Source organism: Phaeacidiphilus oryzae TH49 (assembly GCF_000744815.1).
Lineage (GTDB): Bacteria > Actinomycetota > Actinomycetes > Streptomycetales > Streptomycetaceae > Phaeacidiphilus > Phaeacidiphilus oryzae.
This window is the reverse complement of sequence record NZ_JQMQ01000005.1, coordinates 3,330,227-3,354,425: the sequence shown is the minus strand read 5'-3', so window position 1 is coordinate 3,354,425 and position 24,199 is coordinate 3,330,227. Positions and strand designations below refer to the sequence as shown.

At 71.2% G+C, this 24,199-nt stretch carries 11 protein-coding genes, 3 rRNA genes and 1 pseudogene; 9 read left to right on the top strand and 6 right to left on the bottom strand.

Going from position 1 to position 24,199, the window contains the following annotated elements; all coding sequences use genetic code 11:
- The first annotated feature begins 250 nt into the window (after window positions 1–250).
- Window positions 251–2,839, top strand: a complete 2,589-nt coding sequence (locus BS73_RS39675; protein WP_051940091.1) for an asparagine synthase-related protein — start codon at window positions 251–253, stop codon at window positions 2,837–2,839.
- A gap of 134 nt (window positions 2,840–2,973) precedes the next feature.
- Window positions 2,974–3,588, top strand: coding sequence for a universal stress protein (locus BS73_RS18650; RefSeq protein ID WP_037573997.1), 615 nt, complete (start codon window positions 2,974–2,976; stop codon window positions 3,586–3,588).
- On the opposite strand, the gene BS73_RS18645 is transcribed toward BS73_RS18650, so the two are convergent.
- Complete coding sequence (locus BS73_RS18645; protein ID WP_265736866.1) at window positions 3,578–5,737, bottom strand: sigma-70 family RNA polymerase sigma factor; 2,160 nt, start codon at window positions 5,735–5,737, stop codon at window positions 3,578–3,580. The two genes, BS73_RS18650 and BS73_RS18645, sit on opposite strands and share 11 nt — an antisense overlap.
- Window positions 5,738–5,887: 150 nt before the next feature.
- Entirely contained in the window at window positions 5,888–6,844 is a 957-nt protein-coding gene (locus BS73_RS18640; RefSeq protein WP_063837014.1) for a TetR/AcrR family transcriptional regulator, read from the bottom strand.
- 1,097 nt (window positions 6,845–7,941) lie between these two features.
- On the opposite strand from BS73_RS18640, the pseudogene BS73_RS36355 reads away from it, so the two are divergent.
- The 5 genes and pseudogenes from BS73_RS36355 to BS73_RS36345 all read left to right on the top strand — a co-directional run.
- Window positions 7,942–9,867, top strand: a pseudogene (locus tag BS73_RS36355) (ATP-binding SpoIIE family protein phosphatase); the annotation flags it as partial.
- A 785-nt stretch (window positions 9,868–10,652) separates the two neighbouring features.
- Window positions 10,653–12,168, top strand: a 16S ribosomal RNA gene (locus BS73_RS18630).
- Window positions 12,169–12,468: 300 nt separating this feature from the next.
- A 23S ribosomal RNA gene (locus tag BS73_RS18625) occupies window positions 12,469–15,585 on the top strand.
- 67 nt (window positions 15,586–15,652) lie between these two features.
- Window positions 15,653–15,769, top strand: a 5S ribosomal RNA gene (gene rrf / locus BS73_RS18620).
- The 16S, 23S and 5S rRNA genes sit together here, the layout of an rRNA operon.
- Window positions 15,770–16,113: 344 nt before the next feature.
- A complete protein-coding gene (locus tag BS73_RS36345) occupies window positions 16,114–16,599 on the top strand; it encodes a MarR family winged helix-turn-helix transcriptional regulator (protein WP_322987279.1) in 486 nt (161 codons plus the stop codon).
- Here the strand turns inward: BS73_RS36345 and BS73_RS40735 are convergent.
- The 4 genes from BS73_RS40735 to BS73_RS18600 all read right to left on the bottom strand — a co-directional run bounded on the left by BS73_RS40735 (window position 16,502) and on the right by BS73_RS18600 (window position 22,930).
- Window positions 16,502–17,860 carry a glycerophosphoryl diester phosphodiesterase membrane domain-containing protein gene (locus BS73_RS40735; RefSeq protein WP_037573995.1) on the bottom strand — a complete coding sequence of 453 codons (1,359 nt, stop codon included), beginning with the start codon at window positions 17,858–17,860 and terminating at the stop codon, window positions 16,502–16,504. The two genes, BS73_RS36345 and BS73_RS40735, sit on opposite strands and share 98 nt — an antisense overlap.
- 135 nt (window positions 17,861–17,995) lie before the next feature.
- Entirely contained in the window at window positions 17,996–19,993 is a 1,998-nt protein-coding gene (locus BS73_RS40390) for a TraM recognition domain-containing protein (RefSeq protein ID WP_051940090.1), read from the bottom strand.
- Window positions 19,994–20,001: 8 nt separating this feature from the next.
- A complete protein-coding gene (locus tag BS73_RS18605; protein WP_037573994.1) occupies window positions 20,002–21,366 on the bottom strand; it encodes an ATP-binding protein in 1,365 nt (454 codons plus the stop codon).
- A 13-nt stretch (window positions 21,367–21,379) separates the two neighbouring features.
- The gene (locus BS73_RS18600) at window positions 21,380–22,930 is read right to left on the bottom strand and encodes an SCO6880 family protein (RefSeq protein ID WP_037573993.1); all 1,551 of its coding nucleotides are present in this window, start codon (window positions 22,928–22,930) and stop codon (window positions 21,380–21,382) included.
- Between the two features lie 110 nt (window positions 22,931–23,040).
- Here BS73_RS18600 and BS73_RS40730 point away from each other — a divergent pair, with 110 nt between their 5' ends.
- Together BS73_RS40730 and BS73_RS40725 are read left to right on the top strand one after the other, a co-directional pair.
- Window positions 23,041–23,166, top strand: coding sequence for a hypothetical protein (locus BS73_RS40730; protein ID WP_322987278.1), 126 nt, complete (start codon window positions 23,041–23,043; stop codon window positions 23,164–23,166).
- Window positions 23,167–23,688: 522 nt separating this feature from the next.
- Window positions 23,689–24,096 carry a hypothetical protein gene (locus tag BS73_RS40725; protein WP_037573991.1) on the top strand — a complete coding sequence of 136 codons (408 nt, stop codon included), beginning with the start codon at window positions 23,689–23,691 and terminating at the stop codon, window positions 24,094–24,096.
- Window positions 24,097–24,199 lie beyond the last annotated feature (103 nt).

Sequence of the window (24,199 nt, the reverse complement as noted above, 5' to 3'; positions counted from 1 at the left end):
GGGGTTGCATGAGCGCTGTGGGTCGGCCCACCGCCGAGGACCCGGTGGGCCGGGGGTCGCCGTCGCCGTCATTCCCCGCGCGGCGACGGGAGCGGTCCGGGGGGTGTGCGGACACCCCCCGGGCTCGTACCGCGGGCGGGTTCACGCCCGGAGGGGGGCGCGTCGCGCGCCAGGGAATGGCACGATGTCGGTTGGACTGTCAGCCGGACTCTGTCAGTCGCCCCTGGTACCCGCACCCCCGGAGGCCTCGATGCGGTGGTTGGTGGGCTGGAGCGGCAGCACCCTGCCCACCGGAGAAGGGGGCGAGGCGCTGGCCCCGGTCGGCGGGCGGCCGCTCTGGGGCGGCCCCAACCCCGCCTGGGCGGTGGGGGATTGGCGCCCCGACGAGATCCGGGTGGTCAGCGTGGGCACGGAGCGCCGCCGCGAGGGCGGCACCACGGACCCGGACCACCGGCCAGAACGCAGCCCCGCCCGGCTCGCCGTCCTCGGCCGCTGCGGGGCGACCGACGCCCAGCTGCGCGGCGGCCTGCAGGCCGCGTACGGCGGGGCGCTGCGCCATCTCAGCTCTTGGCCGGGCAGTTACACGGTGGTGCTGACCATCGGCGCGCGCACGGTGGTGCTCGGCGATCTGGCCGGCGCCTGCCCGGTCTTCCACACCCCCTGGGCGGGCGGCACCGCCTACGCGACCGCCGCCCTGCCGCTCGCCGACCTGGTCGGAGCCCGCCCGGACCCGGTGCAGCTGGCCGTCCGGCTGGCCTGCCCGGAGTGGGCGGCCGGGGGCGGCAGCAGCGTGTACGCGGGGGTGCTCCGGGTGCCACCGGGCCATGCCCTGTCCATCAACTCCGGCCGCCCGCTGGTCAGTCCGTACGAGGCGGAGCCGGCGACGGTCGGCGGCCCGGTGGAGGGCAGCGAGGCGGCGGCGATCGCCGAGGTCACCCGCAGCCTGCTGGAGTCGGTACGCCTCCGGGTCCGCCGGCCCGGCGCCGCGGGCGGCCGGATCAGCACCGACCTGACCGGCGGTAGCGCGTCCACCGCGCTGGCCCTGCTGGCGGCCCGGATCCCGGCCAACGCCGAGGGCCCGGCGGCGCGGGTGGGCGGACGCCGGGTGGCGGCCATACCGTCGGCCCCCCCGGCCGGGCCGCCGGCCCCGTCCGCACAGCAGGCCCGGCCGCCGATCTTCAGCGAACAGCGCTGGGGCGACCCCCGAACCTGGCGCACCGTCCACCACGGGCCGCCGCTCGGCGCGGACGGGCAGGGCGACGACCGGCCGCGCACGGGCGCCGTACGCGGCTCCTGGGCCCGCAAGGGGGCCGGTGCCGCGCGCGGCGGCGGCCAGACCGCCGCCGGCGGGGAGCCGCAGGCCTGGGGCGGGCCGCACGGCGGTGAGCGCGGGCCCGAGCCGGGCGCGCTGGCGGGCGAGGTGCCCGGCGGCGAGCCCGGGGTCGAACGGGGAGCCGACGGGCCGCTCGGCTTCGCCTTCCGTCCGGCCGGTGAGAGCGCCGCGGAACGGCCGGTGGTGCGCGGAGTCGCCGTCCCCGGCGGCGAGTTGGCGGGTGCCGGGGCTGCCGCTGCCGGTGCTGCTGCGGGCGCAGGCGGGCCGGCGGCGCCGGGCGAGGGCGAGGAGCCGCGCGCGACGGTGGTCGCGGTCACCTCGACCGACGGGTTCCAGCCGACCCCGGTCCGGGAGGCCGAACTGCGCCGGGCGGTGGCCCTCGCCGGCGCCAGCCCCCGCGTCGAGCACCGGATCGTGGCCGCGGGACCTGAGACCCTCCCGTACGCGGAACTCTCCGGCGACCTGCTGGAGGGCCCGCTCACCGACGAGCCGGGGCCGGGCCTGGTCGGCTCCGCCCGGCTGCGCGCCCGGCTGGACACCGCCGCCTCGGACCACCTCACCGGCTACGGCGCCCGGCAGGTGCTGGACGGCCATCCGGCCCGGCTGGCCGACCTGCTGATGGACCGCAGACGGCGCGGCATGGTCCGCCCGGTCGCCGCGCTGGCCCGTACCGACGGCCGCGGGCACAGCTCGGTGTCGGTGGTGCGCGCGGCCCGCAGGCTCGCCCGCACCGGCTACGCCGAGGGGATGGCGGACACCGCGACCCGGCTCCTCGCCCGGCGCCTCGGCGCGCACCGCGGCGGTGCCGGGCCGGGCGCCGGCGGCGCGGGACCGGCCTCGGTGGACGCGCTGGCCTGGTGCGTGCCGGGCCCGGCGGCCGGCTGGCTGACCGAGGACGCCCTCTCGGCCGTCGCCGTCCAGCTGCGGATCGCCGCCCGGCGCCCGCCGCGGGACGAGCGCCCCGGCGGCTATCGCGCCCGCCTGGCGCTGCACCGCCAGGCCGCCGACTTCCGGGTGCTGGCGCAGACCGTCGAGGACTCGGGGGCCCGGCTGCACGCCCCGTTCCTGGACAACCAGGTGGTGCGGGCCGCCCGGCAGATCCCCGATCCGGCCAGGCTCCGGCCCGGCGCCCGGCACGCGGTGCTGCGGGCGGTCCTCACCGGCGCCGGGGTCGCCGAACTCCCGCCGGACTGGGGCGCCGGCGCCCCGCCGGGCCCGTACGGCGCGGCCGAGTCGGTACGGGACGGGCTGCGGCAGGCGGCCCCCGCGCTGGCCGAGATGTTCACCTCCCCGCTGCTCGGCGAGGTCGGCCTGATCGACGCCGCGGCCGTGCGGGACGCGCTGCGGCAGGCGATGGAGGGCGGGCCGGTGCCGCTGGACGGCCTGGCCGAGGTGGTCGCCACCGAGCTGTGGCTGCGCCGGCACCACAACCGGCGCGGCTCCTGCTGGACCGGGATGCCGCCGTCCCGCCGCCGGGCGATCGCCGCGGCTCCGGCCCGGGGCTGAGCCCGGCCGGCGGACGCGCGGCGACGCGACGAGGCGGCGAGGCGGGGACGCGACGACGCGACGACGACGAGACGACGCGACACGGGCTGCGGGCTGCCGGGCCGCGCGGTGCCGATCGCGGATGATGAGGCGTCATGAGCGATCCGCAGAGCAGCGATCCCGCCTCGGCGCCGACCGGCGGCAGCGCGGAGACCGCGTTGCCGGTCTCCGCGCTGCCGCCGGTCGGCGCGGACCACCCGTCCGGCGTGGTCTGCGCCCTCGACGGCTCGGACGGCTCGCTGTGGGCGCTGGACCGAGCCTTCTCCGAGGCCGTGGCGTACGGCCGCCCGCTCTATGTGGTCTCGGCCGTCGATCCCGCCCCGGACGGCTTCGTCCCGGGGATGGCGGAGATCGTGCAGGAGAGCGTGGACCGGCTGCTCGCCGGGATGCGGGAGGTGGCCCTGCGCGGCATCGCGCAGGTGCGGGCCAACCGCGCCGGGCGCGGGGAGGAGGCCGAGCCGCCGATCTCCCTCCACGTCCTCCAGGGCAGCGTCATCGAGACCCTGCTGTCCTGCTGCACCGGGCAGCACACCCTGGTGGTGGGCACCCGGGGCAACGGCGGCTTCATCCGCCTGCTGCTGGGCTCGGTCAGCACCGCGCTGGTGCACCACGCCGACTGCCCGGTGCTGGTGGTGCCGGCCCCGCCGGCACCTGCCGCGTCCGCCGCCCCGGGTGCGCAGGCGGCGGATCGGCCGCCGCTCAGCAGCTGAACCGGGCGTCCGCCCAGTCGGCGACGTCCACGAACTGGGAGAGGGCGCCGTTCCCCGCGGGCGCCACCACCAGCCGGATCGAGCGCACCCCGGAGAGCGAGGCGTGCACCGGCACGGCCGCCTGTCCCGACTTCACCGTGCCCGAGGCCCACAGGACCCGTCCGCTCTGCGCGTCCAGCACGGAGAACCGGGCCTCGCCGAGGCCGAGGGTCATGTCGTCCAGCCCGGCCATCGCGTCGAAGGAACGGCAGCCGCGGTTGAGGTCGATCTCGGTCGAAGCGGGCGCGTGGACGGTGATCCCGCGCTGGTACGTGGTGCCGCCGATGCGCACCGCGCCCTTGCGCTGCCAGACCGGCGAGCTGTTCCAGGTGTTGATCTCCGGGCCGGAGCCGCCGCTCTGCAACGGGATCCCCGAGTACTGCAGCGAGTCGACGTAGTAGTCGGCCGGCGGGGGAGTCGGCTTCGGCGGAGGCGTCGGCGTCGGCTTGGGGGAGGGCCGGGGGGTCGGCTTCGGCGTGGGCCGGGGAGACGGCGGCGGGGTGGGCTTGGGGGTGGGCTTCGGCGTCGGCCGCGGGGCGGGCGGCGGGGCGGGATGCGGGGTGGGCCTGGGCTTCGGGGACGGCGCGGGGCTGTGCGGCGCCGCGGGCGCCGAGGCGCGCGGCGGAACCGGGCGGGCCGCCTGCGCCTTCGGGTGCGAGCCACCGGCCAGCGCGAAGGCCAGGCCCGCGCCGGCCGCGACGACCACTCCCGCGACGATGGCGGCCTTCGCCGGAGTGCCGAGGCCCTCCGCCGCCGCGCCGCCGGCCGCCCCGGCGCCGCCGGAGCTCCCGCCCGCCGCGCCCGCGCCCGCGGCGGCACCGGTCGCGGCGGCACCGGTCGCGGCCACCGCCGCGCCGCCGACCGCCGCTGCCGCCGCGCTGAAGTACCCGATGCCGACCCAGACCAGTACACCCCCGGGCAGCAGCTGCCGGAGGCTGCTGTTCAGCTCGACCAGTTCCAGATAGGCCGCCGAGCAGCGGTCGCACTCCTTGAGGTGCTCCCGAAGGTCCGCGGAGGCCCGCTTGCGCAGCCCGCCGCGGGCGAACTGGCCGAGGCGGTTGGCGTGGCGCTCGCACTCGTCGTCCGTCACCGAGGAGATGTGCGCCTGGAGGAAGGCGGCGGCCAGCCTGTCCCGCGCCCGGTGCGCCTGGACGGCCGCCGCGTTGGCGGTCTTGCCCAGCAGCACCCCGAGCCGCTGGGGCTTGTCCTCCTCGACCGCGGTCTGCCAGATCACCATCTGGTCGGTCTCGTCCAGCCCGAGAAAGGCCTCCACCACCATCGACCGGTCGGCCAGCGCCATCGCGTGGTCGTCGGCCCCGGGGTCGGTGATGTCGACCTGGGCGACAGCGGGCGAGTGGGCGGCGAACACCGTGAAGTCGTCCACCAGCTGCTCGCGCTGGCTGGTCTTCGCCCAGGTCGCGGCGATGTTCCGGACCGCGGTCAGCAGATAGGCCCGGACCGCGATGTTCGGCCCGCGGCCCGCGCGGAGGGCCTGGAGGGTGCGCGCGAAGACCTCCCCGGCCAGGTCCTCCGCGGTGTGGGAGTCGCGGCAGCAGGTACGGGCGTAGCGGCGCACCGACTCGGCGTGCCGCCGGTAGAGCTCCTCGAAGGCGGCGTCGTCCCCCGCCCGGACGGCGGCGGTCAGCGCGGCGTCGGAGCCCGGAAGGGGCTCCTCGTCGCCGAGCGCGCCGTCGGAACGGGCGGCGCCGTCGGAACGGGCGGCGCCGTCGGAACGGGCGGTGCCTTCGGCGGCTTGGACGTTCTCGGTGTCCTCGGCGGTCTCTGCGCCTTCCGCGCTTCCCGCGCCTTCCGCGCCGCCCGGGGCCACCCCGCCCACCGAGTCCCTCGGCTCCGCCACGCCCACGCCGCCGGCGGCCGGGGCGGCGTCGGAGGCGAGACCGGCGGCTGCGGCGCCGCCGGGCTCGGCGTCCATCGGCCGGGCCGGTTCGGGAACCGCGAACCGGCTGGACCCGTCCAGCAGGGCGTCCAGCGGCGTGCTGCTCTGCCCCGGCACCTGGCCGGGGCTGCCGGACGCCTCCTCCGATCTCGCCCCGCCCTGCTGGCCCTGCGGCGGGATCTTCGCCTGCTCGTCCCGCTCTTCCGCGCCCATGGCCTGCCGCCCCCGAAGTCCTTGCCGAGTCCAGACTGCGGACAGAATCCCACACGTGTGATCGAGGCGGCGTGGAGAGTCTGGGGAGACCACTCGGACGTGGGGGAGCGCGCATCAAAGACGCGCGCTCCCCCGGAAGGTGAAACGGATTCAGCCGGTACGCAGGCCGTCCAGCAGGATCCGCAGCAGCCGGGACGAGGCCCCGGTCACCCCGGGCGCGGCACCCTGCGGCGGCAGCTGCCCACCCGGCCCCGTCACCTGCCCGTTCCCCTGCGGCGGTACGGACGCCGTCCGGTGGACGGCGCTGTCCGGCGTCGGATAGCGGAACCCGTTGTCGGGGCCGAGGCCGACCCGCGGCGCCTGGGGCGCCTGGGGTGCCTGGGGCATCTGAGCCCCCGGGCGCTCGCCGACCCGCGGCTCGCCGGTCGCGTAGGCGGGCACCGAGGCGGTCAGCACCAGCACCACGTCCGCGACCGTCACCCCACTCCGCAACTCGCCCGCCTCGCGCGCCCGTTCGACCAGCCGGCCGAGGAGACCGAGGAGCTCGGTCGGGTCGGCGTCCGCCTCGTCCCGGCCCGGCCCGGCGGCCGCCTCCGGCCCACCGAGCTGGGCCGACGCGGCCTGGCCCGCACCGCCCTGACCGGCACCACCCTGCGCTGCACCGCTCTGGCCGGCGCTGTTCGGGCTCGCCGCCGTCCCCGCCGTCCTTGCCGTGGCCGGCGTCGTCGGAGTCCCCGGTGCCCCTGGCCACCCCGGCCTCCCGGGCGTCTGACCCCGGGAGATCGCCTCGGCGTAGCGGAACGCCTCAGGCGGCAGCAGCCGGCCGGCGCCCGAGGACACCGCCCGGGACAGGTACCCCGCCAGCGCGTCCCACGGCCCCTGCCCGCCGGCCGCCAGCGCGTCCCTGGCCTGCCCGGTCAGCCACGCGACCTCCTCGGCCGCGATCCGCTGCACCAGCACCTCCTTGCTGGGGAAGCGCCGGTAAACCGTGCCCACGCCGACTCCGGCGCGCCGCGCCACCTCCTCCATCGGCGCCCCGTAACCGAGTTCGCCGAACACCTCGCGCGCCGCGCGCAGCACGCTCTCCAGATTCCTGCGGGCGTCCACCCGCAGGCGGCTGCCCGAATTCCGCGGCCCCCCGGAATGCCCCGAGCGCCCCGGGTCCGCCGATCCGCCCGCGCCCCTGGCGGGGCTCCCGGAACCGCTGTCCGTCGCCGCTGTTCGGCGTTGCAGTACGCGTTCCTGTGCACTGGCTGCACTGGTACCCATACGATTTTTCCTCCCCCGCGGACCGACCGACGGACGGTCCGCCCGTTTTCGCGCGACAGTTCCCCCTACGCGCGTAACGAGTCGGCGAATCCCCGGCCTCCGGTCCCCACGGGAGCCAAGATTCACCGAACCCACCGATTCATCGACGATAGTTGAGCCCGGATCAGATGGAACAGGGGAACCGGCCAGGATTCGGTAGCTCCGCCTCCGTCGCCCACCCAGGCGCCCCACACCGGTCGTACCCGCACTGCGTCGATCGGCGGACCCGGGCCGAGAGGCCGGGGTGCGAAGCCGGCCGCAGAGCCGGCGGCGGAGCGGGACGCGCCCGGCCGGGCGTCGGGAGTCGCCGCTGGTCCGGGACCGGATCGGTGGGTGCTCGGCCGTGTTGAGCCTGCGTCAGCCGGTGCGTATGCGACCGTAGTGTGTCGTGCCGATCCGGTGACGTACTCGTGTTCTTTGTTCATCCTTTCGAGCGAGCGGGCGCAGACTTCTCGCGCGCCCTGACAGACCCGCCGCCCGCAGGCCACCGGCCTGGACGTATCACCTGCCCGCACCACTCGGTGGTTCCCCCATGACGGGTGATCGGCCAGACTGGTCCGGCACGTGTAGGAACCCAAGGACTCGGACGTTTGAATCTCACCCGCTGGAGTGCCCGCCTGCCCGGAGTGCAACGACGCGCCGCCGCCCGGCCGTCGCCCTCCGGCGGCGGGGGGCACCCTCAGGAGGAGGCGACGGGCACGGTCCCCCCGGCACGTGCCACCCCGGCGCGGACCCGCTCCGCGCCACCCGACGAAGAAGGCGCCGCCGACGCGCCGCCGCAGGAGACCGCCGATCCGTCGGCGCCTCCCGCACCTCCGGCGCACGACCGGAACAGTCCTGCCACTCCGCCGACTCCGGCCACCACGGCGCCCTCCCACCCCCCGGCCGGCCCGACCATGACGAGCACCGCAGCCACCCACCCCATCGAGCCGACCACCCGCAGCGACCCGGCCGACCCTGCCGACCCCGCCGACCCGGGCGGCCCTATCGGAACGACAGGTACGACCGGCCTGTCCGGCCCCGCCGGGCGAGCGGAGCGCGTCAGCACCGCCCCTCCCGGCGACCCCACGGCCGCCGCGGACCCGGCCGAGCTGGCCGCGCTCTCCGTCCAGGACGTCCTCGGCCATGTGCCCGCCCTGGTCGCCGTCACCTACGGCCCCGGCCACCGGGTCGGCTACCACAACCGCTCGTACGCCGAGGTCTTCGGACCGCGCACGCCGGGCGCGCCGGCCCACCAGGTCATGCCGGAACTCGAGGAGCTGGGTCTCCTCCCGCTGATGGACCAGGTCTTCCGCAGCGGCCGGCCGCGTACCGTCAAGGCGCGCAAGGTCGCCCACCCCGGTAGCGAGCGCGCTCGCTACTACACCTTCGTCTGCGCTCCCGTCCGCGACGAGGAGCACCTGGGCAGCCAGCTCGCCGCCCTGGCCGCCCAGCCGGGCGATTCGCCGGGAGCGACCGAGGCTTCGGGCAGCGCGGGCGTACCGGCCGCGGGCGGCCCGCCCGGTCTGCCGACGGCGGGATCCGCATCGGGCGCGGGCTCCCCGAGTTCCTCGGGTGCCTCGGGGATCCGCTCCGCCCTCGCCCCCTTCGCCTTCGCCGCCCGCCGGCGCGCCGCCGCGCATCCGCCGGAGCCGGCCGTCCGAGGCGTGCTGGTCTTCGGCGCCGAGGTCACCGACCAGATCCAGGCGGCGGAGCGGCTTCGCGAGAGTGAGCGCCGGCACCGCGAGGCGGCCGTCACCCTCCAGCGATCGCTGCTCCCGCAGAAACTCGAACAGCCCGACGACCTGCACGTCGCCGCCACCTACCAGCCCGGCGGCGCCGACGCGGCGGTCGGCGGGGACTGGTACGACGTCATCACCCTTGGCGGGGGCCGGACCGCCCTCGTCATCGGCGACGTGATGGGGCGCGGCATGCGCGCGGCCGCCGTGATGGGCCAGCTCCGCACGGCCGTCCGCGCATACGCCCGGCTCGACCTCCCGCCGCACGAGGTCCTGCAACTCCTCGACGGCCTGGCCACCGAGATCGACCCCACCCAGATCGCGACCTGTGTCTACGCCGTCTTCGACCCCAGCGAGCAGCGCCTCACCTACTCGTCGGCCGGCCACCTCCCGCCGATGATCCGGGACCGGGACGGCATCGTCACGGCCGCCGCCGAGCTGACCGGACCGCCCCTGGGCACCGGCGGCTGGCTCTACACGTCCGCCTCCGTCCCCCTGGTCGACGGCTCCACCGGCGTCCTCTACACGGACGGCCTGGTCGAACGGCGTGACCAGGACATCGACCAGGGGCTGGAGACGCTGGCCGAGACCCTCGGCGGCGCCGCGGGCCCGCCCGAGGTCGTCTGCGCCCGGTTGCTCCGCACCATGGGCGTCACCCCCGACCACGACGACGACGTCGCCGTCCTGGTGTTCCAGCTGCCCGACCGGGAGGAGGACTCGGCCGAGCTGTTCCGCAGCGCCTCCCTCGACCTGCTGGGCGGTGCCGAGGCGGCGTCCCGCGCCCGGGCCTTCACCACGGGAGTGCTGGCCAGTTGGCGGGTCGCGGACGAGCTGCGCGATCTGGGCGTCCTCGCGGTGAGCGAGCTGGTCTCCAATTCGCTCACCCATGGCCATCCGCCGATGCGGCTGCGTTTGAGGCGAACGGACAGGCGACTGATCGTCGAGGTCACCGACGCCGACGACCATCTGCCGCGACGCCGGCGCGCGGAGCCGGCGGACGAGTCGGGTCGCGGTATCGCCATCGTCGCCACCATCGCCTCCGGCTGGGGCACCCGGCGCACCCCCGACGGAGGGAAGGCGGTCTGGTGCGAGTTCTTCCTGCCGGAGCAGGAGGGGCCGGCGGCGGAACACTCGTCCCATAGCGCTCAGGCTGCGCAGGCGGTGCAGGCGGTGCAGGCGGCGCAGGGCGGTCGGGGCGGCCAGGCCGACCAGGCCGACCAGGCCGGCCGAGCGGCGCCACCAGCGGGCTGACCAGGGCGAACAACTGACGGCCCGTCACTCGTACGGGGGACCGCCCCGGGCCGGGCCAGGGCCCGACTTGACGGCACCAGCCCAGACGCCTAATGTTCTTCGAGCTGTCTGACCGACGGAGGCGTGCCATCGCCCCGGACGGTTCGTCGGCAGCCACCTCTGGAAGTGCCAACACAACTCGACCGCAAGGTCTGTTTTGGGTTGCCCAATTCCGGAATTGGCAGCGAAGTTCGACCGGATTTCACTTCCGACGGAAGTATCCGCTAGAGTTTCACTCGTCGGAACGGCGGCCGAAAGGCCGAAACGAAGACGAACACCGCGGGGAAGCCCGCTGGGACGATCTGATAAAGTCAGAACGGACCGAAACGGAAAGGCCGGGAAGCGAAAGCGACCGGGTCGGACCGGGCCGGAAAGATCTGATAAGCTCAGATCGAACCGAAAACGAACGAAGCGCCCGGAGGCGCCGGAGGGATACCGGCCCGAAGGAAGCGTCCGTTCCTTGAGAACTCAACAGCGTGCCAAAAGTCAACGCCAGACTATAAAACACCCCGTCTGTCTCGGTTTCCGAGGCGGCGAGGTTCCTTTGAAGAATCACAGCGAGGATTCACATCCTCTGCGTGATGCTCTTTTTTAAAGCATTCACGGAGAGTTTGATCCTGGCTCAGGACGAACGCTGGCGGCGTGCTTAACACATGCAAGTCGAACGGTGAAGCCCTTCGGGGTGGATCAGTGGCGAACGGGTGAGTAACACGTGGGCAATCTGCCCTGGATTCTGGGATAACACCGGGAAACCGGTGCTAATACCGGATATGACCCTCCTCCGCATGGTGGGGGGTGGAAAGCTCCGGCGATCCAGGATGAGCCCGCGGCCTATCAGCTTGTTGGTGGGGTGATGGCCTACCAAGGCGACGACGGGTAGCCGGCCTGAGAGGGCGACCGGCCACACTGGGACTGAGACACGGCCCAGACTCCTACGGGAGGCAGCAGTGGGGAATATTGCACAATGGGCGCAAGCCTGATGCAGCGACGCCGCGTGGGGGATGACGGCCTTCGGGTTGTAAACCTCTTTCAGCAGGGAAGAAGCGCAAGTGACGGTACCTGCAGAAGAAGCACCGGCTAACTACGTGCCAGCAGCCGCGGTAATACGTAGGGTGCGAGCGTTGTCCGGAATTATTGGGCGTAAAGAGCTCGTAGGCGGCCTGTCGCGTCGGATGTGAAAGCCCGGGGCTTAACCCCGGGTCTGCATTCGATACGGGCAGGCTGGAGTGTGGTAGGGGAGATCGGAATTCCTGGTGTAGCGGTGAAATGCGCAGATATCAGGAGGAACACCGGTGGCGAAGGCGGATCTCTGGGCCATTACTGACGCTGAGGAGCGAAAGCGTGGGGAGCGAACAGGATTAGATACCCTGGTAGTCCACGCCGTAAACGTTGGGAACTAGGTGTTGGCGACATTCCACGTCGTCGGTGCCGCAGCTAACGCATTAAGTTCCCCGCCTGGGGAGTACGGCCGCAAGGCTAAAACTCAAAGGAATTGACGGGGGCCCGCACAAGCGGCGGAGCATGTGGCTTAATTCGACGCAACGCGAAGAACCTTACCAAGGCTTGACATACACCGGAAACGTCCAGAGATGGGCGCCCCCTTGTGGTCGGTGTACAGGTGGTGCATGGTTGTCGTCAGCTCGTGTCGTGAGATGTTGGGTTAAGTCCCGCAACGAGCGCAACCCTTGTCCTGTGTTGCCAGCGGGTTATGCCGGGGACTCACGGGAGACTGCCGGGGTCAACTCGGAGGAAGGTGGGGACGACGTCAAATCATCATGCCCCTTATGTCTTGGGCTGCACACGTGCTACAATGGCCGGCACAATGAGCTGCGATACCGCAAGGTGGAGCGAATCTCAAAAAACCGGCCTCAGTTCGGATTGGGGTCTGCAACTCGACCCCATGAAGTCGGAGTCGCTAGTAATCGCAGATCAGCATGCTGCGGTGAATACGTTCCCGGGCCTTGTACACACCGCCCGTCACGTCACGAAAGTCGGTAACACCCGAAGCCGGTGGCCCAACCCTTGTGGGGGGAGCCGTCGAAGGTGGGACCAGCGATTGGGACGAAGTCGTAACAAGGTAGCCGTACCGGAAGGTGCGGCTGGATCACCTCCTTTCTAAGGAGCACTTCTCATCCGCGTCTGCGGGTGCAGAGGCCACTACGTCGGCACACGTCCGGCGGTGGTAGCTCATGGGTGGAACGTTGACTATTCGTCAGGCCGCGTGCCTGGCACCGCTAGTACTGCTCTTCGGGGCGTGGAACGTGGTGGCCGGGACGGGGTGTGACGGGCGCGCTGTTGGGTCCTGAGGGCACGGATGTGTCTTCAGTGCCGACCCCGGTGAAGCATCCAGTTGGTGGGTGTGTGACGGGTGGTTGGTTGTTGCTTGAGAACTGCACAGTGGACGCGAGCATCTGTGGCCAAGTATTTAAGGGCGCACGGTGGATGCCTTGGCACCAGGAACCGATGAAGGACGTGGGAGGCCGCGATAGGCCCCGGGGAGCTGTCAACCGAGCTTTGATCCGGGGGTGTCCGAATGGGGAAACCCGGCGATCGTCATGGGTCGTCACCCGCTGCTGAACGCATAGGCAGTGTGGAGGGAACGCGGGGAAGTGAAACATCTCAGTACCCGCAGGAAGAGAAAACAACCGTGATTCCGGGAGTAGTGGCGAGCGAAACCGGATGAGGCTAAACCGTTTGTGTGTGAGACCCGGCAGGGGTTGCGCAGGCGGGGTTGTGGGAGCGAGCTTCAGTCTTCTGCCGGAGGCTGGGTGAGTCAGAAATCGTTGGTGTAGGCGAAGGGCATGTGAAAGGCCCGGCGTAGAGGGTAAGACCCCCGTAGCTGAAACGTCAGCGACTTGCTTGCTTGTTTCCCAAGTAGCACCGGGCTCGAGGAATCTGGTGTGAATCTGGCGGGACCACCCGCTAAGCCTAAATATTCCCTGGTGACCGATAGCGGATAGTACCGTGAGGGAATGGTGAAAAGTACCGCGGGAGCGGAGTGAAATAGTACCTGAAACCGTGTGCCTACAAGCCGTGGGAGCGTCGGGGTGTGCTTGCACATCCTCGTGACTGCGTGCCTTTTGAAGAATGAGCCTGCGAGTTTGCGGTGTGTTGCGAGGTTAACCCGGGTGGGGTAGCCGTAGCGAAAGCGAGTCCGAAGAGGGCGCCGGAGTAGCACGCTCAAGACCCGAAGCGGAGTGATCTAGCCATGGGCAGGGTGAAGCGCGGGTAAGACCGTGTGGAGGCCCGAACCCACCAGGGTTGAAAACCTGGGGGATGACCTGTGGTTAGGGGTGAAAGGCCAATCAAACTCCGTGATAGCTGGTTCTCCCCGAAATGCATTTAGGTGCAGCGTCGTGTGTTTCTTGCCGGAGGTAGAGCACTGGATAGGCGATGGGCCTGACCGGGTTACTGACCTTAGCCAAACTCCGAATGCCGGTAAGTGAAGCGCGGCAGTGAGACTGTGGGGGATAAGCTCCATGGTCGAGAGGGAAACAGCCCAGAGCATCGACTAAGGCCCCTAAGCGTGTGCTAAGTGGGAAAGGATGTGGAGTCGCAGAGACAACCAGGAGGTTGGCTTAGAAGCAGCCACCCTTGAAAGAGTGCGTAATAGCTCACTGGTCAAGTGATTCCGCGCCGACAATGTAGCGGGGCTCAAGCGCACCGCCGAAGTCGTGTCGTTCCAGCATGAGGGCCAACGCCCGCTGGGATGGGTAGGGGAGCGTCGTGTGCCGGGTGAAGCCTCCGCGGAAGCGAGGGGTGGACGGTTCACGAGTGAGAATGCAGGCATGAGTAGCGATTCAGGAGTGGGAAACTCCTGCGCCGATTGACCAAGGGTTCCTGGGTCAAGCTGATCTGCCCAGGGTAAGTCGGGACCTAAGGCGAGGCCGACAGGCGTAGTCGATGGACAACCGGTTGATATTCCGGTACCCGTGGCAGTGCGCCAGCGCTGAACCAGGTGATGCTAAGCCCGTGAAGCCGCCCCTGATCTCTTCGGAGTGAGGGGGAGTGGTGGAGCCGGCGGACCAAGCTTGTAGTAGGTGAGCGATGGGGTGACGCAGGAAGGTAGTCCAGCCCGGGCGGTGGTTGTCCCGGGGTAAGGGTGTAGGACGTCAGGTAGGCAAATCCGCCTGGCAATAGTCTGAGACCTGATGCCGAGCCGTTGTGGTGAAGTGGATGATCCTATGCTGTCGAGAAAAGCCTCTAGCGAGTGCTGTTGCGGCCCGTACCCTAAACCGACTCAGGTGGTCTGGTAGAGAATACCGAGGCGTTCGGGTGAACTGTGGTTAAGGAACTCGGCAAAATGCCCCCGTAACTTCGGGAGAAGGGGGGCCATTGCTGGTGAGGGGACGTGCTCCCTGAGCTGGTGGTGGCCGCAGAGACCAGCGGGAAGCGACTGTTTACTAAAAACACAGGTCCGTGCGAAGCCGTAAGGCGAGGTATACGGACTGACGCCTGCCCGGTGCTGGAACGTTAAGGGGACCGGTTAGCCTGGATTCGTCTGGGCGAGGCTGAGAACTTAAGCGCCAGTAAACGGCGGTGGTAACTATAACCATCCTAAGGTAGCGAAATTCCTTGTCGGGTAAGTTCCGACCTGCACGAATGGCGTAACGACTTCCTGACTGTCTCGACCACAGGCCCGGTGAAATTGCACTACGAGTAAAGATGCTCGTTTCGCGCAGCAGGACGGAAAGACCCCGGGACCTTTACTATAGCTTGATATTGGTGTTCGGTTCGGCTTGTGTAGGATAGCTGGGAGACGGTGAAGTCGCCACGCCAGTGGTGGTGGAGTCAATCTTGAAATACCAGTCTGGTCGTGCTGGATGTCTAACCTGGGTCCGTGATCCGGATCAGGGACAGTGTCTGGTGGGTAGTTTAACTGGGGCGGTTGCCTCCTAAAGGGTAACGGAGGCGCCCAAAGGTTCCCTCAGCCTGGTTGGCAATCAGGTGGTGAGTGTAAGTGCACAAGGGAGCTTGACTGTGAGACTGACGGGTCGAGCAGGTACGAAAGTAGGGACTAGTGATCCGGCGGTGGCTTGTGGAAGCGCCGTCGCTCAACGGATAAAAGGTACCCCGGGGATAACAGGCTGATCTTCCCCAAGAGTCCATATCGACGGGATGGTTTGGCACCTCGATGTCGGCTCGTCGCATCCTGGGGCTGGAGTAGGTCCCAAGGGTTGGGCTGTTCGCCCATTAAAGCGGTACGCGAGCTGGGTTTAGAACGTCGTGAGACAGTTCGGTCCCTATCCGCTGTGCGCGTTGGAGTCTTGAGAAGGGCTGTCCCTAGTACGAGAGGACCGGGACGGACGAACCTCTGGTGTGCCAGTTGTTCTGCCAAGGGCATGGCTGGTTGGCTACGTTCGGGAGGGATAACCGCTGAAGGCATCTAAGCGGGAAGCCTGCTTCGAGATGAGGACTCCCACCCACGTGTTGGGGTAAGGCTCCCAGTAGACGACTGGGTTGATAGGCCGGGTCTGGAAGCCCTGTGAGGGGTGGAGGTGACCGGTACTAATAGGCCGAGGGCTTGTCCATAGTTGCTCCGCGTCCACTGTGTTGTTCTGAAGAAACGGCCTGCCACAGGCAGATTTCTTCATAGTGTTTCGGTGGTCATGGCGGTCAGGGTACGCCCGGTTACATTCCGAACCCGGAAGCTAAGCTGGCCAGCGCCGATGGTACTGCACTCGGGAGGGTGTGGGAGAGTAGGACGCCGCCGAACAAATATTGAGAATGGGCCCGTGGCCCCGGTAGAGATACCGGGGCCACGGGCTTTTCTGCGTTCACCCGCAAGCCGGCCGCCGACGCTGCGTCAACCGCCGAGGCCCGGGTCACTTGGCGGGGTGGCCGGACGGGGCGGACGCGTGGTGGGGAATCACTCTTCAGTGGGCGCATGAAACGGCCTAATGGCGGGTCAGCGGGGCAGGAGTACCGCTGACCACCAGCCCGCACCGATGGAGAGGCAGCCCGTACATGGCTCAGGAGGGTTCTGCGACCGCGAGTGCAGGGGGGACGACGGGACCGGAGGGCCGTGGGGGCGGTGCCGACGACGGCGACTATCAGGCGGTGGAGTACGAGCTGGGCGTCTTCTTCCGGCGGCTGAGGACGCTGGGTGCCACCATCGCGCGCCAGGTTCATCCGGGCCTCGAGCCCGGGGGGTATGCCTTGCTGGTCCGGCTGGACGAGGTGGGGGAGGCCCGTTCCAGCGATCTGGCCTGCTACTTCAACATCGGGAAGCCCACGGCCAGTCGGCAGCTGAGGAGCCTGGAGGACCTGGGGCTGATCGCTCGCGAGCCGGACCCGGCCGACGGCCGGGCACAGCTGCTGAGGCTCACCGCGGAGGGGCGGGAGCGGCTGGAGCGGGTACGGGACGGCAGGCAGGCGCAGATGCGTCGGCTGCTGGGCGCGTGGGGTGCGGACGAGGTCCGCACCCTGGCGCGGATGCTGGGTCGGCTCAACTCTCTGTCGGAGGAGCTGGCGGCGGCGAGTCCTTCGGCTCATCGGGGGCCTGCTCCGGAGATTCCCGGGTCGCGGGAGGCTCGGCAACCGTAGTGCCGGACGTGGTGCCGGGCGTGGGGGTGTCCGTCGCGGTCGGCTCCTGGGCGTTCCGGGAGTCCTGAGGGTCCTGAGAGCTCTGGGTCTCCGTCTCCGTCGTCGTCGGCGGCCCCGGCTGCGGGGGGACGTACTGCGGGGGGACTGGCGCGGTCGGGGGCCAGGTGATGCCGGCCTCCGCGGCGAGCGCGGTGTCCAGGCTCTCCCGCCTGATCCGCTGGTCGATGTAGAGGAAGGCGTTCGGGAGGAGCTGGAAGGCCACCGTGACCGGCTGGAGGATTAGGGAGGCGGCCATCGGGACCGCATAGACGAGGACGAGGCCGGCCCCGTCCATATGGCCGTTCGGCAGGCCGGAGACGCCGATGCCGAGGGCGCTGCCGACGATGCTCGCCGGGATCTGCACGATCTGGACCACCACTCCCGCGAGGAGGGAGCAGACCGCGGAGAGGCCGAGGGTGCGCCACCAAGTGCCGTTGGTCAGCCGCCAGGAGCGGCGCAGGGCCTCGCGGACCGGCTGGCGCTCCAGCACCAGCGCCGGCGCGGCCAGCTGCCAGCGGACGCCCACGAAGAGGATGAGTGCCACCGCCGGGAACGCGAGGAGCAGCAGGGCGAGGAATCCCGGCTCTCCGGTGGCCGCCGCCAGCCCGATGCCGGGGCCGAAGGCGACCACCATCACGGCCAGGCCGAGGAGCAGCAGGAAGAGGTAGAGGCGGAGCGCCCGCCCGCCGTGGGCGCGGAGCTCGCGCAGCGCCTCGGTGAAGGTGAACGCCCGGCCGACCGCACCGCGGCCGGCCGCCGTGGCGCTGACGACCTGGGCGCAGGCGCTCAGCGCGAGTTGGCAGAGCAGGGCCAGCGCCAGCCCGCCGCAGATCCAGACGGCGAACGCCACCACCTCGCCGTCCGGCGGGGTCGGCCGTCCGTCACCGGAGTAGCTCGCGGGCTCGGCGTAGTGGAGGACGTCGTGGAACGCCTGTCCCGAGACCAGGTAGGCGCAGAGTACGTAGGCGCCGAGGAGTACCAGTTCGGCCAGGACGGCCAGCGCTATGGGGCCGAGGAGGGCGCCGGGGTAGCGGCGGATGGCGTTGACGCCCGCGCGGATCAGCTCGCCGAAGGTGAGCGGGCGGAGCGGGATCAGTCCCGGCTCGGGGTACTGGAAGTGCTGGTACCCGAAGGGGGAGTAGGGCGGCGGGTACGGGGGCGGGTACTGCGCGTACTGCGACTGGTTGTGCTCGGGGTTGCCCCAACCCGGAGGGGTGGCCATGCGGAACTTCCTGCTTCCTTCCCGTGGGGTCATCCCGTGCGGGCGTGCTGGTGTGGACGGTGGGGTCACATGGTGGCACGGAACCGGCACAGGGCGGCAGGAGAGTCGTGCTTTCGTTCCCCTCCTGTGGATAACTCAGCCGGCGGTGCGCGGATGCGGGATCTCCGTCAAAGATGCGCCGGGAAGTTCACCCTCAAGAAGGATGGCCTGGTCAGGGCCGGGCACCGGGGCCTTCGGGGCCAGCTCCTCCAGCACCGGTCGGGCCGCTATCGGGTCGGTTCCGCCGAGGATCAGGCGCACGTCGGATTTCTTCCACAGGGTGTGGACAACGTCCGAACCCCACCGCGCACGGGCCTGTTCGGGGGAGCGGAGGACCGCGACCGTGGGCATGCCGAGGGTGCCGCCGCGGGCGAGGAGTTCCGGAAGGCTCGGCGTGGGGGCGACCGCCGCCACGTCGTCGAGCAGCAGGAGAAGTGGTGGGTCGAGCCGACCGGAGGGTGACCGTGCGGCCATGCGCCGGCCGTGCTCGACCACGTCTTCGACGAGCGCCGTGAGCAGTGGCATCACGCTTCTCCGCGGGGTGCGCTGCTCGGATGCCGGGCCCGCTAGATACAGGCTGCCCGCTTCGCCCAGCAGAGATTCCACTTCCAGGCGGTCATTTGGCGAAGTCGGTGTGCAGGACTGCTGCACATGCAGTTCCGACAGCGCGTCGAGGGCGGTGGCGACCAACGACACGGCGGAGTCCCGGAGTTCGGGATGCGGGGCGGACAGCAGGGACTCGAGTTCGCCGCCCCAGCCCTCGGCGAGCTCGCGGTGCGATGAGGTACGGAGGGTCCGGACCGCCTCGTGCGAGTTGCTGCCGCCGGCCCAGCGGTGGAGTTGGCGCACCGGACGGTCGGCCAGCGCGGCGGCGTGCAGCCAGCAGCGCAGCAGTGTCAGTGCCGTGTCGTACGCTCCGGTCGTTCGGTGGGCGCCGTCGTTGAGGCGGGCCCGGGCCAGCGGCGACAGCGCCGGCTCGCGGAGGGGGCGGGCCAGCGAGAGGAGCGCCCTGGCACGTGCGGTGGCCGTGGCGGGGTCGGTGCAGCCGGCCAGCGGCGACCAGCGGACGCGGGAGACCCCGGTGTCGGGGCCGTCGGATTCGACGAGTCGCTGGGGGTCGAAGAGCTGGGCCCCGGGTGGGATCTCGGCCTCGCGGGACGAGGTGAGGACGAGGACCGGCCCGGGATGCCCGGCCCGCACGGCGTCCAGCAGGGCGTGTTTGGCGGGGGTGGGCGTCGGGACGAAGACGCAGGCCGATCGGCCGGTGAGGTCCGGGAGGGGCGTGATGCGGGGGGAGCGACCGGCGCCGGAGGCGGAGGCGCCGTTGGGGACGCCGGGGGTCGGGGTGGGCCGGGGCGTGGGCCTGGCCCCGGGCGGTGGCGCGGTCGGCGGCGTAGGTGTGGCGGGGGTCGCGGGGACGGCAGGCGCGGCGGCGGCAATGCCCGTCCCCTCGTCAGAAAGGGGATGCGACAGGTGAATTGACGTTTCCTCGGGTGCAGGACGAACGGGTCGCCCCCCCTTCGCCCCGTTGTCGCTGTTCTCGCCGGTCTCCCCGTTCTTCCCCCCGCCCGTCGGAGCGCGCAGCGGGCGGGTCGCCGAGCCCGCTCCGGCCCGGCCTGCGGCGGCCGCCGCAGCCGCCGCCGCGGCGACCGCGTGGGCCCGGCGCCGGGCGCGGCTCCGGGACAGCGAGATGGCGATCGAGAGGACCAGCGTGACGAGCAGGGCGAGGAGGACGAAGAAGGTCGTCCAGAAGACGGCCGGGCCGGGCAGCCGGGAGGCCGGGGTGGCCGGCCAGGCGGCGGCCAGGCTGTTGGGACGGGTAGCCAGCGAGCGGATCGCGGCCGGGGTGTCCAGGAACGGCAGCGGGCGCGGGAATCCGCCGTGCGCCAGCAGCCCGGCGACCTCGGTGGCCAGCCAGAACAGCGTCACCGCGCCGAGGAGGAAGGCGAGCCCGCCGACGATCAGCCCGTCCGGGACCGACCCACCGGGCCGCCGGCTCGGCCCACCGGGCGGCGGCCCGAAGCGGCCGGGGGCGAGGCCGGGGTCGGCTCCGGTGCCCTGGCCGACCTCGGGCCTGCCCCGTTCTCCGCGCATGTCGCGCCTCATGCCGCTGGGTCGTCGGCCAGTTTCTTGGCGGCCATATCGCGTTCGATGATGGCCTCCTCGGTCATGGCGCGGTCGGTGAAGACGAGCGGGCGCTCGTGCTCGGTGATGATGTGCTTGACGACCTGCACGTTGCCGTTGACGTCCCAGACGGCGATGCCGGGGGAGAGGGTCGGGATGATCTCGACCGCCCAGCGGGGAAGGCCGAGCACCCGGCCGGTGGCCCGCGCCTCGTCCGCCTTCTGCATATAGATGGTCCTGGTGGAGGCCATCTTGAGGATGGCCGCTGCCTCCCGCGCGGCCGCCCCGTCGATCACGTCGGAGAGGTGGTGGACCACCGCCACGAAGGAGAGGCCGAGCCGCCGCCCGAACTTGAGCAGCCGCTGGAAGAGCTGCGCCACGAACGGTGAGTTGATGATGTGCCAGGCCTCTTCCACCAGGAAGATCCGCTTCTTGCGGTCCGGGCGGATCCAGGTGTGCTCCAGCCAGACGCCGACGATCGCCATCAGGATCGGCATGGCGATCGAGTTGCGGTCGATGTGCGAGAGGTCGAAGACGATCAGCGGCGCGTCCAGGTCGATGTCGGTGGCCGTCGGTCCGTCGAACATCCCGCGGAGGTCGCCGTCGACGAGCCGGTCCAGGACCAGGGCGACGTCCAGGCCCCAGGTCTGGATCTCCTCGACCGAGACGCCGAGCGGCTCGGCGGACTCGGGGGCCGGCGACCGCAGGCTGTCGATGACGTCGGCCAGGATCGGCTGACGTTCCGTCACCGCCGCCAGCACATGGGCGTGGGCGACCTTGAGGGCGAAGCCGGCCCGCTCGTCCAGCGGGCGGCCCATGGCCACCTCGATGATGGTGCGCAGCAGGGCCAGCTGTCCGGTGGAGGTGATCGCCGGGTCCAGCGGGTTGAGCTTGATCCCGCCCTCCAGGGCGGACATCGGGTCCAGCCGGATGGGGGTTATGCCCAGCGCCTCCGCGATCAGGTTCCACTCACCGACGCCGTCCTCGCCCTGCGCGTCCAGCACCACGACCTGCCGGTCGCGGAACCGCAGCTGGCGCAGGACGTAGGTCTTCTCCAGCGCGGACTTGCCGTTTCCGGACTCGCCGAGGACCAGCCAGTGCGGGGCCGGCAGCTGCTGGCCGTAGAGCTGGAACGGGTCGTAGACGTAGCCCTTGCCGCTGTACACCTCGCGGCCGATGATCACGCCGGAGTCGCCGAGCCCGGGGGCGGCGGTGGGCAGGTAGATGGCCTGGGCCTGCCCGGTGGAGGTGCGTACGGGGAGCCGGGTGGTCTCCACCTTCCCGAAGAGGAAGCTGGTGAACGCCTCGGTCAGACTGCCGAGACCGCTGAGCGGGGCTGACATGGCGGTGCCTCCTTCAGCGGCGGATTCCGGTGGCGAACGGAAGGGTGTTGACGAAGGCCCGGTGGTGCTCGCGGTCGCACCATTCGAGCTTCAGGAAGCTCTTGCCGGCGGAGGCCCTGATCGTCCGCTTGTCGCGGGCCAGGCCCTCCGGCGTACGGGAGCTGACGGTGATGTAGCCGACCAGGTTGACGCCGGCGGCGCCGGAGGCCAGGTCCTGGCCGCGCTGGTCGACGCGGCCGGTGTGGGCCAGGTCGCGGGGGTCGACGGTGCGGTTCATCTTGGCGGCGCGGCTGGCCTCGGCCTCGTCGTTGGTCTTCTCGGTGAGCATCCGCTCGATGGCGATGTCGGTCGGCTCCAGGTCCATGGTGACGGCGACCGTGCGGATCACGTCCGGGGTGTGCACCAGCAGGGGGGCCAGGAAGTTGACGCCGACGGGGGTCAGCGGCCACTCCTTGATCCAGGAGGTGGCGTGGCACCACGGCTCGCGGGTGGCCGACTCGCGGGTCTTGGCCTGGAGGTAGTTGGCCTCGGTGGCGTCCAGCTCGGCCGGCCAGGCGTTGCGCTGGGACATCGCCTGGACGTGGTCGATCGGGTGGTCCGGGTCGTACATCGAGTGCAGCAGGGAGGCCAGGCGAGCCTGCCCGAGCGGCTGCCGGACGCGGATGTCGGCCTCGGCGAGGCGGGCGCAGATGTCGGTCATCTCGCGGGCCATCACCGCGGCCAGGCCCTCGTCCCCGCGCGAGCGGCGGCCGCCGGCCCGGCCCATGGCCTGGGCCTCGGCGGCGAGGTCCCGGTTGTAGTGCATGCAGGCGACCAGGTAGGCGCGGTGCTGCTCGGAGGAGGTGGAGACCATGTTCTGCAGCTGGTCGTAGGAGTTCTGCAGCCACGGCGGCGACTTGGGGTCGCCGCGCCGCTCGACGTCCTTGGCGTGGGCGTCGGGGTCGGCGGGGAGGGTCCGGGCGAGCATCTGAAGGCGCGTCACGAAGCCGTCGCCGTTGGCCACATGCTTCAGCAGCGTGCCGAACCGCTCGACCAGCGCCTCCTGGTCCTCGGAGTCGCGCAGGCCGACGCCGGGGCCCTCGATCTCGATCACCGAGGTGACGGTCCGCCGTTCCAGATGGAGGAGGACGGCGATCTCGTCCGGGCCGAAGGGGGCCGACAGCCAGCGGATCCGGCCGATCCCGGGGGGCGGGCCGACCTCGACCTCGCGCCCGTCGAAGCGGGTGCCGGCCTCCATCGCCGAGGAGCGCCAGACCGCGCCGCCGGAGCGGTTGAGCCGGCGGAAGGTGCGGTCGATCTCCGCCCACTTGTAGAAGGTCCGGCGCCGGTAGGGGACGTACACGATGGCGAAGGCGAGCAGCGGGAAACCGACCAGGCCGATGATCCGCACCGGCAGGATCGGGACCAGGATGCCCCACATCATGCCGATGAAGGCGCCGATGACGATCAGCAGCACCTCGCCCGGCTCGCGGTTGCGGCCGATCATCGCGTTCGGCCGGGCCCGGCCGATCAGATAGGTGCGCCGGACATGCTGATACGGGATCTCGGCGGATTGAGCGCTCATCAGCGGGTGCCCCCCTTATCGGACTTGCCGGTGGTGCTGCCTGCGATCGTGCTTCGGGGCGCGGGAGGCGGGCTCGCCTGCGGCGGGGGCCGGAGCGGGCGGAGGGGCCGGTGGCGCCGGAGGCACCCGGGCCGCCGCCCGTACGGGTGCTGTGGGCGGCGACGCCGGGGGAGATCCCGCCGGAGCCGCCCGAGCCGCCGCTCGCGCCTCCGGACGACCCGCCGTCGCCGTTCTGATCGGAGCGGCCGCCGTGGGTGCTGATGCCCTGCTTCATGAAGTTGGCCGGCCCGTTGACCACGGCCTGTCCCGCGCTGACCGCGTGCGAGCGGGCGCGGCGGAGGGCCATCATGTCGTCGCCGAAGCCGGGGATGAAGCGGTAGATCGCAGCGGACGCGAAGATCGAGAGGAAGAGGATCGCCAGCCCGGAGAGGACGGTGGACAGGGCGTCGTTCGCCCCGGCGTTGGACGCGACCGCCCCGGCGAGGCCCAGGACGATCACGATGACCGGCTTGATCAGGTCGACCGCGATCATGATCCCGGCCCAGCGCTTGACGTGCCGCCAGAGCTCGCGGTCGACCAGCCCGGCGTAGACGGCGGTGCCGAGGAGCGCGCCGACGTACATCATGGCCGCCCGGATCAGCAGTTCGATCCAGACCACGGCGGCGGCCAGCACGGCCACCAGCGAGACCACGATCAGGATGATCGGGCCGCCGCCCAGGTTCCCCTTCTGCAGGGTGTCCGCGAAGGTGCCGAGGTAGGTGCTGGTGTCCGCCCGGGTGCCGGCGGCGATCGCCGAGGTCAGCCCGTCGGTGGCGGTGACGACGGTGTACAGGACCAGCGGGGTGAAGGCCGAGGCCATCACGGTGAGCCAGAGGAAGCCGATCGCCTCGCCGAAGGCGGTCGAGAGCGGCACGCCCCGGACCGCCCGCTTGGCCACGGCCAGCAGCCAGAGGATCAGGGTCAGGAAGGTCGAGGCGGCGAAGACGACGGCGTACTGGCGGAGGAACTGGGTGTTGGTGAAGTCGATCTGGGTGGTCGAGTCGATCGCCCCGGAGAGCTTCCGGACCAGCCAGGCGGCGGCGGTCGCGCAGCCTTGGGCCAGGGACTGCAGGGGGTCGAGGGGGTTGCTGGAGGGGGCGATGCTGCCGCCGGTGCCGTGTTGCTGATCGCAGAGGGACTTGCCCAACCCGATCAGGTCACCGCAATTGCCGGCGGAGGGCGTTGCCGAGGGGGTGGCCGACGGGCTGGGGGCCGCGGTCGCCGCGTTGG

Bases quoted from the DNA above. Each gene is read 5' to 3' on its own strand.
- BS73_RS18650 (WP_037573997.1), top strand. From the start codon at position 2,974: ATGAGCGATCCGCAGAGCAGCGATCCCGCCTCGGCGCCGACCGGCGGC.
- BS73_RS18645 (WP_265736866.1), bottom strand. From the start codon at position 5,737: ATGGGCGCGGAAGAGCGGGACGAGCAGGCGAAGATCCCGCCGCAGGGC.
- BS73_RS18605 (WP_037573994.1), bottom strand. From the start codon at position 21,366: ATGTCAGCCCCGCTCAGCGGTCTCGGCAGTCTGACCGAGGCGTTCACC.
- BS73_RS40735 (WP_037573995.1), bottom strand. From the start codon at position 17,860: ATGGCCACCCCTCCGGGTTGGGGCAACCCCGAGCACAACCAGTCGCAG.
- BS73_RS40390 (WP_051940090.1), bottom strand. From the start codon at position 19,993: ATGCGCGGAGAACGGGGCAGGCCCGAGGTCGGCCAGGGCACCGGAGCC.
- BS73_RS18600 (WP_037573993.1), bottom strand. From the start codon at position 22,930: ATGAGCGCTCAATCCGCCGAGATCCCGTATCAGCATGTCCGGCGCACC.
- BS73_RS39675 (WP_051940091.1), top strand. From the start codon at position 251: ATGCGGTGGTTGGTGGGCTGGAGCGGCAGCACCCTGCCCACCGGAGAA.